The following is a 273-nucleotide window of genomic DNA, read 5'->3' as shown; positions in this document are numbered from 1 at the left end:
CACCGAGAATTTTGCCCATTTCCAGATCGTTGAGTTCATCCATCACTACGTGGTAACGGGCAGGATCGCTGATGTGCTGGCGAAGATTGAGCGCCACCATGCGGTCGTCTTTGTTATAGCTGTCGATGCCCGTACAGGTGGAGAGCGCAATGACCTGATACCCTTCATCGAGAATGCGATTGACCACCCCGGCAAAGGCTTTTTCATACACTTGCTGAGTGGTGCCGAGACGTTTGTCGAACGGTGCCAGTTCGCGCAGGGTAATTGCTACCG

1 pseudogene is annotated in these 273 nt (G+C 53.5%); it reads right to left on the bottom strand.

The annotated features are described in order from the left end of the window. Positions 1-273 (bottom strand): annotated as a pseudogene (locus V5P19_RS23585) (colanic acid biosynthesis pyruvyl transferase WcaK); the annotation flags it as partial.

It is taken from the genome of Enterobacter sp. UNJFSC 003 (assembly GCF_036903355.1).
GTDB lineage: Bacteria > Pseudomonadota > Gammaproteobacteria > Enterobacterales > Enterobacteriaceae > Enterobacter.
The sequence above is the reverse complement of the archived record's forward strand: the minus strand, read 5'-3'. Positions and strand labels throughout refer to the sequence as shown.